This is a genomic window from Microcoleus sp. K5-D4 (genome assembly GCF_036704575.1).
GTDB lineage: Bacteria > Cyanobacteriota > Cyanobacteriia > Cyanobacteriales > Microcoleaceae > Microcoleus.
Genome location: NZ_JAUBSD010000055.1, coordinates 1 through 14140 on the forward strand (window position 1 = coordinate 1; position 14140 = coordinate 14140).

The 14140-nt window shown below is 46.1% G+C and carries 13 protein-coding genes and 1 tRNA gene; 7 read left to right on the top strand and 7 right to left on the bottom strand.

Annotation, left to right across the window (positions count from 1 at the left end):
• The first annotated feature begins 127 nt into the window (after nt 1-127).
• Nucleotides 128-1180 (top strand): leucine-rich repeat domain-containing protein, encoded by a 1053-nt coding sequence (locus QUA77_RS17725; RefSeq protein ID WP_333041922.1) that lies wholly within the window; start codon nt 128-130, stop codon nt 1178-1180.
• A 205-nt stretch (nt 1181-1385) separates the two neighbouring features.
• On the opposite strand, the gene QUA77_RS17730 is transcribed toward QUA77_RS17725, so the two are convergent.
• From QUA77_RS17730 to psbX, 5 genes are all read right to left on the bottom strand, one after another.
• The gene (locus QUA77_RS17730) at nt 1386-2003 is read right to left on the bottom strand and encodes a pre-peptidase C-terminal domain-containing protein (protein WP_333041924.1); all 618 of its coding nucleotides are present in this window, start codon (nt 2001-2003) and stop codon (nt 1386-1388) included.
• 236 nt (nt 2004-2239) lie between these two features.
• Nucleotides 2240-3691 carry a DVUA0089 family protein gene (locus QUA77_RS17735; protein ID WP_333041926.1) on the bottom strand — a complete coding sequence of 484 codons (1452 nt, stop codon included), beginning with the start codon at nt 3689-3691 and terminating at the stop codon, nt 2240-2242.
• A gap of 109 nt (nt 3692-3800) precedes the next feature.
• Nucleotides 3801-4925: a redoxin domain-containing protein gene (locus QUA77_RS17740; RefSeq protein ID WP_333041928.1), complete on the bottom strand. Its 1125-nt coding sequence runs from the start codon at nt 4923-4925 to the stop codon at nt 3801-3803.
• A 352-nt stretch (nt 4926-5277) separates the two neighbouring features.
• The gene (locus QUA77_RS17745; RefSeq protein ID WP_333041931.1) at nt 5278-6090 is read right to left on the bottom strand and encodes a Ycf66 family protein; all 813 of its coding nucleotides are present in this window, start codon (nt 6088-6090) and stop codon (nt 5278-5280) included.
• A 281-nt stretch (nt 6091-6371) separates the two neighbouring features.
• Nucleotides 6372-6491, bottom strand: coding sequence for a photosystem II reaction center X protein (gene psbX, locus QUA77_RS17750; protein ID WP_333041933.1), 120 nt, complete (start codon nt 6489-6491; stop codon nt 6372-6374).
• A 124-nt stretch (nt 6492-6615) separates the two neighbouring features.
• Here psbX and QUA77_RS17755 point away from each other — a divergent pair, with 124 nt between their 5' ends.
• On the top strand, nt 6616-6900 hold the full coding sequence (locus tag QUA77_RS17755) for a YggT family protein (RefSeq protein WP_006634856.1): 285 nt from the start codon (nt 6616-6618) through the stop codon (nt 6898-6900).
• Nucleotides 6901-6981: 81 nt separating this feature from the next.
• Here QUA77_RS17755 and accC read toward each other — a convergent pair whose 3' ends face one another.
• Nucleotides 6982-8337, bottom strand: coding sequence for an acetyl-CoA carboxylase biotin carboxylase subunit (accC, locus tag QUA77_RS17760; RefSeq protein WP_333451504.1), 1356 nt, complete (start codon nt 8335-8337; stop codon nt 6982-6984).
• Nucleotides 8338-8565: 228 nt separating this feature from the next.
• On the opposite strand from accC, the gene QUA77_RS17765 reads away from it, so the two are divergent.
• The 5 genes from QUA77_RS17765 to QUA77_RS17785 all read left to right on the top strand — a co-directional run bounded on the left by QUA77_RS17765 (nt 8566) and on the right by QUA77_RS17785 (nt 11087).
• Nucleotides 8566-8649 (top strand) — tRNA-Leu (locus tag QUA77_RS17765).
• Nucleotides 8650-8839: 190 nt separating this feature from the next.
• Complete coding sequence (locus tag QUA77_RS17770) at nt 8840-9052, top strand: helix-turn-helix domain-containing protein (protein WP_332973393.1); 213 nt, start codon at nt 8840-8842, stop codon at nt 9050-9052.
• Between the two features lie 21 nt (nt 9053-9073).
• Nucleotides 9074-9643 carry a hypothetical protein gene (locus tag QUA77_RS17775; RefSeq protein WP_333451506.1) on the top strand — a complete coding sequence of 190 codons (570 nt, stop codon included), beginning with the start codon at nt 9074-9076 and terminating at the stop codon, nt 9641-9643.
• Nucleotides 9640-10227 (top strand): hypothetical protein, encoded by a 588-nt coding sequence (locus QUA77_RS17780; RefSeq protein ID WP_333451508.1) that lies wholly within the window; start codon nt 9640-9642, stop codon nt 10225-10227. Before QUA77_RS17775 ends, QUA77_RS17780 begins: the two co-directional genes overlap by 4 nt.
• 479 nt (nt 10228-10706) lie before the next feature.
• Nucleotides 10707-11087 carry a hypothetical protein gene (locus tag QUA77_RS17785; RefSeq protein WP_333451509.1) on the top strand — a complete coding sequence of 127 codons (381 nt, stop codon included), beginning with the start codon at nt 10707-10709 and terminating at the stop codon, nt 11085-11087.
• Here the strand turns inward: QUA77_RS17785 and QUA77_RS17790 are convergent.
• On the bottom strand, nt 11084-14134 hold the full coding sequence (locus QUA77_RS17790; protein ID WP_333451512.1) for a CHAT domain-containing protein: 3051 nt from the start codon (nt 14132-14134) through the stop codon (nt 11084-11086). The genes QUA77_RS17785 and QUA77_RS17790 overlap by 4 nt on opposite strands.
• Nucleotides 14135-14140: the final 6 nt, after the last annotated feature.

Genomic DNA, 14140 nt, shown 5'->3' on the forward strand with positions numbered 1-14140 from the left:
TGTTCGTAATTCATATTATTCAGCTAATTTTTTCTTTTATTTTACTAGAGCGCTCGCACTTTCGCAAGAGGTCTAGTTTATCAAATAAAAAATGCAAAATTATGACTTTTCTAGTTTCAGATAACACATGAATGTACCAAAGTCGATCGCGCTTACTGGTAGTGCGATCGTCCTAGCATCATGCGGAAATGGATCTTCCGCCTTACTCTCCGAACCGCAACCGGGAAACAGTGGACGAACATTTGCTGATTGGTGTCGCCAGCGGGCTTCTTTGATTCCTGAAGCTAAACATACTGTCGAGGTGCTGTTGAAGAAAGCAGGGACTACTGAGTGCGATGCGGCAGAGCGAGAACTTTTCAGTCTCACGAAACTTGCCCTCGATAAAAATCAAATCAGCGACATCAAACCATTGCAATCCTTGATTAACCTGACCGAGCTAAACCTCAACAACAATAAAATCAGCGACATCAAACTATTGCAATCCTTGATTAACCTGACCGAGCTAAACCTCAACAACAATAAAATCAGCGACATCAAACCGCTAGAACCCTTGACTAAACTAACTCATCTCTATCTCAGCGACAATCAAATCAGCGACCTCAAACCATTGCAATCCTTGACTAATCTGACTGAACTCGACCTCTACGGCAATAAAATCAGCGACATCAAACCGCTAGAATCGTTGACTAAACTGACTCATCTCTATCTCAGCGACAATCAAATCAGCGAAATCAAACCATTGCAATCCTTGACTAATCTGACTGAACTCGACCTCTACGGTAATCAAATCAACGACATCAAACCATTACAATCCTTGACTAACCTGACTGCGCTCTACCTCTACGACAATCAAATCAATGACATCAAACCGCTAGAATCCCTGACTAACCTGACTGCGCTCAACCTCAGCAAAAATCAAATCAACAACATCAAACCGCTAGAATCCTTGACTAATCTGACTGGACTCTACCTCCACAACAATCAAATCAGCGACATCAAAGCCTTGCAATCGTTAACTAACCTGACTCAGCTCTACCTCTACAACAATCAAATCAGCGACATCAAAGCCTTGCAATCGTTAACTAACCTGACCGATCTCTTCCTCAGCGGAAATCCGATCGCTCCCAAAACTTGCCCTCTCAAGCCAGAGTTTATCTGTGATTGGGAACGCAGAAATTAAATGCCAAAACTTTAGACTTCCGAAAATTAGAAGTACAAGATTATGACATTTATAGGTGCAGACAAACACATGAATTTACTGCATCGGTATCGAAAACAGGGTGTTGTAGAAGTAATTCGGTCGATCGCAGTTACTTGTAGTGCGATCGTCCTTAAATTATAGGGACACGGCAATGCCGTGCCCTGACTCCGAAGTTTCGTTCAAACTAATTTCGAGTTGTTTCACGGACGGTCAAACTGTACTTGCCTCTACCTTTTGGAGGCGGATCGTAAGCATTGACAATGACGCGATAGCGACCGTTGGCAGACAAGGTAACAGTAAGCTCTGAATTGGAATTTTGCTGCGTTGCATCATCATTTTCTCCAAGTAGCTCGCCCTGGGAGTTAAAAATAGCGAGATAAGTATCAAATTCGCTACTTTCTACGGTAATAATCACTTTTTGACCCTGAGTGCCTTCAAAGGTATACTCGTCGTACAAACTGCTGTCCGAGGGCAGTACAGAAGACTTAGCAGGGCTGAGTTCTCCGTTTTGCTCTAAAATGACTTTAGATGAACCCGCATCAGGACTCGGTGGAGGTTCTACAGTGGGGCTCTGAGTTGGCGAACTTTGTGGTGATGGCGACGGGTTGGGACTTGCTTGAGCTAAAACACCCTTTTCAGCAGGCTTCGCATCAGTTAAATTTTGAGGAAATTCTGCGGAAATCAGGGTGGAACTGCTGTTAGCAACACCTGAATTTGAAAGTGACAAGGACAGAGCCGGCTTGCCAGAAAAAGTAGCTACCAGAGCAATTGGCGCGATCGCCCAAAATCTAACTTGACGCATGAATTACCTCGGTTTGCAAGGAAGAAGGAAGTTCGGCAACGGATTCTGTAACGGATTTAACGGATGTAGGAAGGAAGTTCGGCAACGGATTCTGTAACGAATTTAACGGATGTAGGAAGCAAGTTCGGCAACGGATTCTGTAACGGATTTAATGGATGCACGTAAGCAGGAAGCAGGAAGCAGAATAATTCGACTAATTACCAATTCCCGATTACCAATTACCTTTTTCCCAATTTTCACCGGACAGTTAGAGTGTAACGGCCCCTGCCAGAAGCATCGTAAGCATTGACAATTACGCGATAGCGACCCGTAGCGGGCAAAGTAACGGTCAGAAACGCATTTTTAGTCGAATCGCTCTCATCGTCATTTTCTGCCACTAATCGGCCGTTAGGGTCAAAGATAGCGACATAGGGATCGAAATCTGTACTTTCGAGGGAAATGGCTACAGACTGACCCGATCGACCTTCAAAAGTATACTCGCGATACAGACTGTTGTCAGACGGCAATACTGGGCCGCCTGCGACTAAAGCGCCTTCTTCTTGCAAAATCGCCCGAGAAGGCGCGGTAGGAGCACTCGCTTTCAGTTGTAACGTATAAGCCCCTGACTGCTTAGCTTGGTATGAATTTGCCACTAACGTGTAAGTCCCGTCTGCTGGCAGCCTGACTGTAATTCTGGCGTCTTTACTGCCTGCCCCGTCATCGTCTTGCGCGATTTCGCGCTGGTTGGGCCCGAGCAAAATTAAATAAGGGTCAATTTCTTGACTTTTCATTTCTATTGTGATTTGCTGGCCCGCTTTTCCCTCAAAGGAGTAGAGGTCAAAAAAGCTGTTGTCGGTGGGCAGAACGCTAGACTTGTCGGTGAGGAGGCCGCTAACGGCGGGCCCGTTTAACGCAACTTTTTGAGGTGATTTGTTGCCACCAAAGGGCGATCGAGCTTGAGCCACGCGGGGGGCTCGCCCTTCTCGCACGGCTGTCAGGAAAGCTGGTACTTTGTCTGCTGAAATTGCAAAACCGATACCGATACTGCCACCGCCCCGACCGCGAGTAAAAATAGAAGTATTGACGCCGATTAATTCTCCTGAACTGTTGAGAAGAGGGCCTCCTGAATTGCCGGGATTGATGGCGGCGTCGGTTTGAATTAAGCCCCGCTGCTGGTCGATGCGGCTGACGATTCCGACTGTAAAAGTACCTTGAAATTGACCGAAAGGATTGCCGATCGCAAATGCTTGTTGCCCGACTTTCACCGAACCGGGACGGGCTAAAGGAATGGTGGGCAAATTGTTTTGACCGCGAATCTTCACCACGGCTAAGTCTAGACCTTCTTCACCGAATCCGATGACATCGGCGACCAGTTTTCTGCCGTCTGACAAAATGATATTGACGGTACCGCCTGCCGAAACAACGTGGGCGTTGGTTAACACCATGCCGTCGGGGCTGATAATTGTGCCACTGCCGTTAGATTTATCTGTATCGACTGTAACAACCGCCGGACTGGCCTTTTCGTAGACTCGAATATTGGTTTGTTCTTCGACATTTTGGGCGATCGCGCCCTGGGAATGCACCGAGTTAAATTCCGTTAAATCTGTTGATTGCCGCACAGGGGATGTCGTAACAACCGCAGTAGCGCTGGTTGCAACCCCAACCGTTAAAATTCCCGATACTGCTAAACTTAGAAGTTTGAAATTCATGGCGATCGATTATTATTTAGCGATCGGTAGCTAGGAATTAGGTTTTGTGGCTAACCGCTAACTACCTTCTCTAATTATTTTAGGACTTGCACCACGGTAGTGACCTGCCTCACGCCGGTTCTCCCATTCGGGAATCTGAATCAGCGGCTAAATACTTAAAATTAGCTTCTCGTAGCGCAGCGTCCTCATTGCCGTAAAAAAAAGACAGCAAAGCAAAGCGCTGACCACTAATCACGGCAGTGGCTTCATGCAGCAAAGAACACGAAAAAATAATCGCCGTGCCAGAATCGCCTTTATAACCGTGCGGCGCGTACTCTGGAAAGCGTAAAAATCCCCCCGTGTACTCTCCCACATTCAAGTTTAGCGTCATCGCAAACCTGCGGTGCAGGGTAGCTTTGCTAGTGTTGTCGCGGTGCGGCCGAAAATAACCGCCGCTGTCAGCATCGTAACAACCTATCAAATACCGTTCAAACCTGGTAATTGTAAACTGAAAAGCTTTCTCTACTTCCGGCCGCACCCGGCGCAGAATAATCGCATTCAATTGTCGCTGGAAATCCTCGTCTTGAATAAAGAAATCTCGGCGCTTCTTAAAAGTGTCGTCGTGCAGACCCACTGTTTTCCCGCCTATTTGCCTCATAAAGCCCGAAGGACTGCCACCGTGACTTTTGTACATATCGATTAAACTGCGGCAAGATGCTTTGTCCAAAACGTTAGGAATTACCAACACCGGGGCGTGGCGAGTGGCCGCTCGGGCTTCCTCAATGGGGGGCAAAGTTTTGAGAAAATCTAATACTTGTTGGGCGTGTTGGTGCGGTTCGCCCATGGGCAAAATATTAATTACCTGAAGGTTTTCGTTTAGAACAAAAGTTTGTGGTGCATAGTGAACTCCGGCAACTCCATTTTCTTCGACATCTCGGAAAACAGCGTACTGCTGACTGACTTTTTTATCTAAGTCCCAGAAAAAGATGAATGACGGAGCAATTGTTGTTGGTCTGTTTAGTTCTTTGTCTGCTGGGTCAACGCTGACTCCGAACCTCGGTACTTGCAAGCTTCGGAATTCTTCTGAGAGCTCTTGAAAGCTTTTGAGGATAACTTGGATTTGTTCAAAAGCTGCGCTGGCAAAGAAAAACAGGACGACTCGCCGGCCGCCAACAGTCGGGAAATGAAATAAGGGGTTATTTGTAGAAGGAATGGAAAACCAGGGAGCCGGATCTCCTATTTCGAGTAATGGCATCTTGCTGATTTAAGATTGGGGATTTTATATTTAGATTATTATGCTGTCGATTAGTTCCACAAATTCGGTATGTCAAAATAATTTTAAAAAAAATTAGCTTTTATATCATTTCCGGTTACACCGCAATGATGTTGACTGTTGACTGTTGACTCGAATTTACTATTCCGATGCTAACGGATTTGATATTATTTGTGTATATCTCCGTTGGTTTGGGGTTTCACCCTCGCAATTTAGAGTCTTTTTAATCACTTTCATATCTGAGAATAAGTAGATGGGCATCAATAAACGCAACTTATTTTTTTGCCTGCGGGCACGAGAAAAGTTTAGTTTCACCCATCTACTTAGTGTTTGCCTATTTGTCGAAACTGGGGGAATTATCCGGTTGGTCTTCCGGGTATTCTACAGGTCGATACTCCACGTAATCTGACGGCGGTGCTTCCACGTCGCGGTTGCTGGGGCGAGACCTGGATGATTCCGTAGGACGGGGTTTTTTGGTTCTCGGCGGCGTATCGGAACTGCGGTTTTCCGAAGCAGGGGGGCGACTGCTGCGGCTGCGGGTCGGTCTTTCTTCGGGGTTGTCTGAAACGTCCCAGTTGTCAGACTCTTGGGCAGGCGGGGCTTCTGGGCGAGAGGGACGTTTGCGAGACGACGATCGATCCGGCGACTCAGGCCTGGAGGTGTTAACGCTGCCGTTGCGATTCGAGGGGCGGCGGCGGGGTTCGTCGTCGTAGGCTTCCCGAGAGGAACGGTAGTCTTGGCTGCCTCTAATCCGGGGACGCTGCGGATAGTCTTCCTCTGGTTCTAGCTGTTCCATGTCGGCATCGTAGCCGTCGTAACCGTAGGCGTTGCTGACCGGTCGGTCTTCATCTATGTATTGGGCGCGAGTTTTGGCTTGGGCTGTGGTCGCTCCTCGCAATTTAATGCTTTCTGCTGCAAAAAATATGGCAGAACCGGTGAGCAGAAATTGACCGAATGCCAGAATTGGGTCAAGCCGCCATCCTTGAAATAACAGAATACCGCCGCACAGCAGGCCGACTGCTGCAAAAAAAATATCGTGGTCTCGGGCTAGTTTGGGACGCCACGATCGCAGAAAATACAGTCCTGCCCCTGCTACTGCTAGGATAATCCCTAACAGGCTGCTCCAGTTCAATCCTAAATTGACCATTAGCCTATCTCCTATGTCTTTCCTATGTTAGCGAGTTAGATTTTACATCTATCATTAAGTCTGTCAGCCCGACTGTGCTTTCTGGGGCAGCGTCCGGTCAGGGTTTCAGCTTGGGAAGTGAGTATAATAATGAGTTTAACGGGAAAAAACCTCAGCTTGGCAGTCAACTGAAGGTTTTGCCTTGACAGTTGCTGGCAGCCGAGGTTTCTCGAATCGGGGAAATGCCCGACTTGTAGCCCACAATTGACTTACAGCGCCGGACTTAGAAACCCGCTGACTTTTTAGGTGCGCTTGATTTTGTCTTTTTGGCTGATGAAGATCAGGGCGATCGTTGCTGGAATCACTACCACTGTCACGCCCACCAGCAGGCTGTACAAAAAGTTCGCGAGAGAAGGAGTCATAGATTCAAAGCCTTTGTTACAACAATTTGATTTTTATTAATTTTATACTTTCGATCGCACCTGTCAAACGGTTAAAATTATGAATGGCAGACTTAACAAAACTTAAAATTTCGAGATAAGACCCATGACTGGTATTACCGTTGCAAGTTGGATTCTGGGCTCTGTCCTAGTCGTGATGACTTTGCTGTTTATTTTTCGGATCGTCCTGACTTGGTATCCCGAGGTGAACCTGAGCAAGTTGCCGTTGAGTCTGATTGCTTGGCCGACGGAACCTTTTTTAGCCGTAACTAGAAAGATTGTACCGCCGATCGGCGGGGTGGACATTACGCCGATTATTTGGGTGGGTATCTGTAGCTTGCTGCGAGAAATGATTCTCGGTCAGCAAGGGCTGCTGACAATGATGATGTAATAGTCAGTTGGCGGGCATCGGGCATCGGGCATCGGGCATCGATTAGTTGCCACCCACTGCCAACTGCCAACTGACTACTGACTAATGACTGTTTTGGTTCAAGAACTGTTCGACGAAATTAGTGTAAACTTCGCCGTTGAGAAACTCGGGGGAATCGAGAATTTTTTGGTGGAAGCTGAGGGTGGTAGGAACGCCGGTGATGGCGCACTCCCGCAATGCCCGTTTCATTCTGCGGATGGCTGTCGGTCGATCGCGCCCCCATACAATTACTTTACCGATTAAAGAATCGTAGTAAGCGGGTATTTCGTAATCGGTGTAGACGTGAGAGTCCATCCGCACGCCGGGGCCACCGGGAGGCAAATAACCGCTGATTATGCCGGGGTGGGGTCGGAAATTGCGATCGGGATCTTCAGCATTGATGCGGCACTCGATGGCGTGGCCGTTGAGAATTACTTGGTTTTGTTTGATTTGCAGTTTTTCTCCTTGGGCGATGCGAATTTGTTCGGCTATCAAGTCGAGGCCTGTAATCATCTCGGTGACGGGATGTTCTACTTGGATGCGAGTGTTCATTTCCATGAAGTAGAACTTGCCTGATTTGTCAAGCAAAAATTCGACAGTACCCGCACCCGTATAGTTGATGGATTTGGCGGCGGCAATGGCGGCGTGACCCATTTGATCTCGCAGTTTCTGGCTGAGGGCTGGGCTGGGGGCTTCTTCGAGGAGTTTCTGATGTCGGCGCTGAATCGAACAATCTCTCTCGCCGAGGTGGATGACGTTACCGTAGTTGTCGGCGAGGATTTGGATTTCGATGTGCCGGGGTTTTTCGATGAATTTTTCGAGGTAAAGTCCGGGGTTGCCGAAGGCTGCATCGGCTTCGCCTTGGGCTGCTGAGAATAGTTTGGGGAGTTCGGATGCTTCTCTAACTAGCCTCATGCCGCGGCCTCCACCGCCGGCTGTGGCTTTGATCATCACAGGATAGCCGATGTCGCGGGCGATCGACAAAGCTTCGCGATCGTCCGCCAGCAATCCCTCGCTACCGGGAACAGTGGGGACTTTCACCCGCTGCATGGTTTCTTTGGCGGTGGATTTGTCGCCCATCGCCCGCATCGCCGCAGGAGAAGGGCCGATGAAGGTAATTTGATGGTCGGCGCAGATTTCGGCAAATCGGGCGTTTTCGGCGAGGAACCCGTAACCGGGGTGAATGGCTGCGGCGTTGCGCGTCAAGGCAGCCGCGATGATGTTGGGGATGTTTAAATAGCTTTTGCTGCTGGTGGGGGGGCCGATGCAAACGGCTTCGTCTGCCAACTGGACGTGCAAGGCGTGTTTATCTACGGTGGAGTGAACGGCGACCGTGGCAATCCCCATTTCCTCGCAGGTCCGCAATATGCGGAGAGCTATTTCTCCCCGATTAGCGATTAAAATTTTCGAGAACCCCATCTTCGCTGCTTAATTCACTCAATATTCTGTACAATAATGCCTTTCGGTATGTTCTGGATAATCGTTTTCCAGAAATTGTTCACAAAAATTTATTTTACATTTGGCTGGTAGTGGTGCTATGATTGTAAATCGGCGGTGCAAAAGGGCAAGTCACAAGTTAAATGTCAGGAACCTCAACCTGTGAATCTTTAACTCGTAACGCAAAAATCCCAGAGATTGCCAGAAAGAGCGGATGTGGCGGAATTGGTATACGCGCACGCTTGAGGTGCGTGTGGCATTATGTCCTTGCGAGTTCGAGTCTCGCCATCCGCATTGAATATGTAAAACAACTGTTGACAGTTTTTGCTGTCGGCAGTTGTTTTGTATTGAGTGGTTTTTCTAGAAAGTCGATCGAGTTTTAGATGGGATTCTCGAAAACTCGATCGAACTAAGCATTCTTTAGCTGTCGATCGACTATTGTGTTTAAATTAAAAAGATAGATACTTATCGTTTGTCAAGTAAAATGGGGTTAGTTAGGTTCCGAATCCGAGAGTTGGCTGACGAAAAAGGATGGACGCTAAAGGATGTTGCCGATCGATCGGAGGTTCCGTACAGCACAGTCAGGCACTATGCTCGATCGGAAGGACTAGCAACGGTTGATATCACATCCATTCAAAAGATAGCTCGCACCCTCGATGTTTTGATTGAGGAGTTGATGGATGTTGTCAAAGAATAATAATGAGAATGGTGTTGGATAGTGCCGCAATATTTTGGGGAGGCTAATCAGAAAGAAATCCGTCAATATGCAGAAATTATCGCCATGACGGATGATGTGTATACAATAGCTAATTATCTAGAGATTTCTGAACAAATTATCCGCCAAGTAAAAGAACACATATTTATCAAGGAACACGAGCTTGACATTCCCAATGATGAGACAAATACTATTAGTCATGTCCGAGGTAATTTTACACCCGATGGTGAGATTGCTGATTTATGGATAAGTGCAAAAAATGGTGAGCTACAACCGAGAGAACTTAGCAAGTTTAAACGGTTGATAGCCCATGAGTATATAGAGCAAGCACTAATGGCCGATGGACTTCCTTATCGATCGCCTAAAGCTTGGATAGAGCATCCCATGTATGGTTTTGGCAACTGGCCAACCCCGAAGAATTTCGGAGCACACGATATAGCTCCTCATACCAGCAAGCCCAATCCATTTTCCCACTGGGTTAACATAATAGGTAAGTCAGCGGAAGGACTGATGCTTGCGGACAACCTCTCGAATCTTGATGAGTTGCTTGAAGCTATTAGAGAAAGAATATGACTGCGAAAACAATTACCGACACTGCACTAGAGCGAATTTTAGCAATTAAATGGGAGCCAGACGATAGTCGCGTTACCTCTCACATTGCCCTTTTGCGAGAATACTTGAGACGTGCCGCACTGTGGGCCAAGGCTTTAGATTGTACGGATGAATGGCCGTTTTTTGATGTGGCGGCTCATATTGATTCTCTAGATGCCGATGAAACTAAGGTTAAAGTGCTTAAGACTCATTTCACAGAGACACCGTTTTATGTGGCGGGTATTATTGAGAAAACCTGCGAGTGGTTCCTTCATTGGGATAGCGCGAAAAATTCACCAAAAGTCAGTGAATTTACTTTACCTGAACCCTACGAACCGCTAATCCTAATGTATGAACGCGGTGGCATATTCTCTATGGAGCATGGATTTTTTGATTTTGCTGTTGGGGGTTTTCCTAGAGGTAAATGGCAGCAATACGACCAAATCATGCCTTTGTTGAAACTAGATGCGAGAACTTTAGATCGACTAGATATTGATTCGGGCGATGGGTTGAATGCAATTAACCCGAAAGCAGAGGGAGATTACACATCAATAGAGGGAGGTTGATTTTCGGAACTAGGTAAACTTGTCTGCGCGGATGATGGTTTTAACACTTTACGAGCAATTAGCAAAGCAACCCCTCCCAAGACTCCACCACCTAAGCAACTAACTATAATAGAACTAAAGAAGGGATGAAGTTTCTTTGTTTGTGTAGCTGCTGTTTCAACCGCCGGGTTTCTACACAAAAGAAGTACAATAATTATGGCAAAATAAGAATTACTCATTTATTTGACATTGGTGACAAGTTAAAACTTAATTGCATTTGTCAATCAGTAATATTACTCAAAAAAACAGCTTTTTTAGGAGTGGAAAATTCACGATTTGAGAGGAAGTAGGTATAAATATCACCCTCGGCACGATCGCACGATCGCCCAAATCTCAGTTTTATGCCCAAAATCCGAGTAAATGTTGAGCATAATTGCTGATTGACAAATGCTTTCTTAGCTTAACTTGTTACCAATGTTTATTTGATCGCCATTATCCCAATGACTACCGTTACCCAAGCAGAAATTGAACTGTATCGCTCCCAATTACAAGAATATCCCGATGCTCTAAAAGAGCTTGATGTACTTGAAGAGTGTGAAGGCGATTTAGAATATGCAGCCGAAACCTTAGCAATTAAGTCAGGAGAATTAGACAACGATCTAGATGCAAGAAACCCAAATGAGCCTAGCTTGTTAGAAAAAGCAGCCGATAAATTACGTCCTCATATTTGTACGCAAGCCTTTAAAGACGTATTGAGTCAAGGTTTTGGTGTTGGATTGGGTTGGCTAATAACTGTTGGCGTTTACCAAGGAGTACCATTAATACTGGTACTTATTTACATAAGCAGGAAAAATTTGGACAATTTTTGTCAGGATTGCTAAACGCCGATCGCAGTGAAGCCAGCCCAGTAATGAGGATCAGCAAAAGGAAACGGTTTGCGGTTCAGTGCGCCATCCAGAGGAGCATTAACAAAGCGTGTGCGTTCTTTTTTGGGCAACAGTTTAAATGTTTGATCGATTTGCGGTTTGAGGCATTTTAATAATGCTTCAAGCCCCTCTGAGGTCAGATTCCGCAGCCATTGTTGTGCCTCATTGAGAGCAGTAACCGTTGATAGAGTTTCTAGGTTTTCATAGAACCGAATCAGTAACAAAGTGCTGGCGAGTTCATCCACTTTCCAAAGGGTACTGACCATACTAGGGCTACCTGCTAAGAGAAATGCGAAAGGTAAGCCAATATATTCATCGCTGGTTCTGGATTCTGTCAATCCTGTTTCGCAGGCGGAGAGGGTCACAAGACGACATTGATTTAGGTCAAGATTAAAGATTTCCAACAGTGTCAAACGTTCTTTATTGGCGAATACTAGGGATGATTCCAAAGGTGAGTCAGGCTCGAACTTGCCGTGACAACCGAAATGGGCGCAGTTGGCAAAGCTGAGTTTCGCGTTTAGAATTGCGTTCTTATTAGCATCATCTTTTGCCAAGAAATCATTAGATTTGAATTTGTCACGGATGTTAGCGGCTTGCAGTTCAAGTAAGTAGCGGTCTTTGGTAGGATTGGCAATAGCAAATAGGTGAGAGAAATTAGGGCGTTGTCGCTGTTTCGCCTGTTGCAGTAGTTGGCAACTGGGGGCATAGCTGACTCCACCAGGGAATAAGTCGAGAAGGCACGATTTGGATTTGGACAGGGATACAGTGATAGAAGAATGGATTTGATCGGTGCATCCGCTTTCAAAATCCCTTTCGTGGGAGATTGGCAAGGCATGAAGGGGGAAAAGATGCAGGAAGCGATGGGGAATTAAAATCAGTCGATCGCACGGTTTCGGAATATTCTTTAAAATCTCATCAAGATGCAAAATCTCAGTTAGGTTTTGGAGGCGGGAGGCTAGTTTTTGCTTCCATTGGGGTTTTATCTCTTTGTACTCTTTCCGATACTCGTTATCCCAATTTACCAAGGCTTGAAAGTCTGCTGTTGAAGATTGCCAGATTATTGGTGTTGGGGATTGCGGGGTGATGATGAAAGTTAGAAATTTATCGCCTATGATGTACCACTCAAGAATAGCGGTGTTTTCACCTGTCAGAGTTTGAATGTCTTTGTAGAGGATGGGCTTAACTTTCTGGGTTAGGCTAAAATCAGGATCAATTGATGTAATTTCATGAGCAATCAATTCATCGAGTTGTTTACGCAGTTTTGTGAGATGAGTAGAATCGCGGCTGGTGGTTATGCTGTCGATTTTGAGGCTGGGTTCTCCCAATATTCTGCCACCATTACTGTTACGGTTTATCTGTTCGATTTCCAGTTGTCGCTGTTCGGCCTCAATTTCTCGACGCAGCCGCGAGAGTTCGTTGAGAACGGTTTCGGGAATATCGCCTTTAGGTTTGATGTCACGGTTGGCAAAGAGTTCTACAAGGTTGCGGGCTTTGCTGCGTTCGGCATATTCCACAGCTTCGGTGTAGCGTTGCAGTTCGATGCAAACTTCTACCATTCTTAGATAAAGTCTATTCCATTCTTCGGCTAATTTCTGTTTGCTTTCATCCCCAGATTGAATCTCGCCCCGTAAAAATTCTACTGTTTCAATCGCTGGGGCATAGGTATCATAAGCGAGTTGCCATTGCTGGTTTCTTCGGTAAAGATAACCTAAGTTAGATAAAGTTCCTGTATGTTTTTGTGGGAAAGCCTCGCGAGTTCTAATAGTTAAAGCATTACGATAAAGTGCGATCGCCAGTTCGATATTCTGAGCTTTCTCTCCCCTGATTCTGTAAGTGTGGGCAATTGCCAGATTATTTTGCGTCATTGCCCAATATTCGGGAAAGGCATCGCGGGTGTAGACGGTTAATGCAGCAGTGTATGATGCGATCGCCAGTTCGATATTCTGAGCTTTCTCTCCCCTGATTCTGTTACGGTAGGCTTCTCCCAGATTATTTTGCGTCATTGCCCAATATTCGGGAAAGGCATCGCAGGTGTAGACGGTTAATACAGCAGTGAAATATCTGATCGCCAGTTCGATATTCTGAGCTTTCTCTCCCGTGATTCTTTTAGCGTAGGCTGCTGCCAGATTATTTTGCGTCATTGCCCAATTTTCGGAAAAATCATCGCGGGTGCGGACGGATAATGCAGCAGTGCCAGATGCGATCGCCAGTTCGATATTCTGAGCTCTCTCTCCCCTGATTCTGTAAGTGTAGGCTGCTGCCAGATTATTTTGCGTCATTGCCCATTTTTCGGGAAAGGCATCGCGGGTGTAGACGGTTAATGCAGCAGTGAAAGATGCGATCGCTAGTTCGATATTCTGAGCTTTCTCTCCCCTGATTCTGTTACTGTAGGCATTTGCCAGATTATTTTGCGTTTGGGCCCAATTTTCGCTTCCGGGTTCCCGATTATTTAAAACTATTTGATAACCAGTAATGGCAATTTCAAGATTATTCGCTCTTTTCCCCAGCGGAAAGTCACTAATATCAATACTCAAGTTTTCAATGAGGTCGAGAATAAATTCAATTGCTTCTGGAGGTTGGGCAATTAAATTCTGGGCAACTTGCTGTAAAATCTCGGCAAAACGCTCATTGAGGAGATGTTGCCGCCCGGCCAGTATGCGGTAAATTACTTGAATATCGCCCTTGCTTTCTGCTTCTGCTTGCAATAAGTCTCCGATAAACTCTAAATACTCTTGGCGATTTTCACCTTCAGAGTTATCGCTATCTCCCTCATCATTCATCCCCAATAATTGCCCTAGCTGCCTGGCCAAATTCCGTAAAAAATGAGCCTGATTTTCCTGTCCTTCCTCTGCCAAATTTTCTGCTACTACCTCGCAAACTTGCAGAAACCCCGAATCTACCAATTCTAAGTTAGCCTGTAATATCTGCGGTTCCTCACCTTTGGGACAAGTCAGGAGTGTCTCAATCAATTGCAGATAAGCTTGGGCGCGGGTTTCTTCCATTGTGGG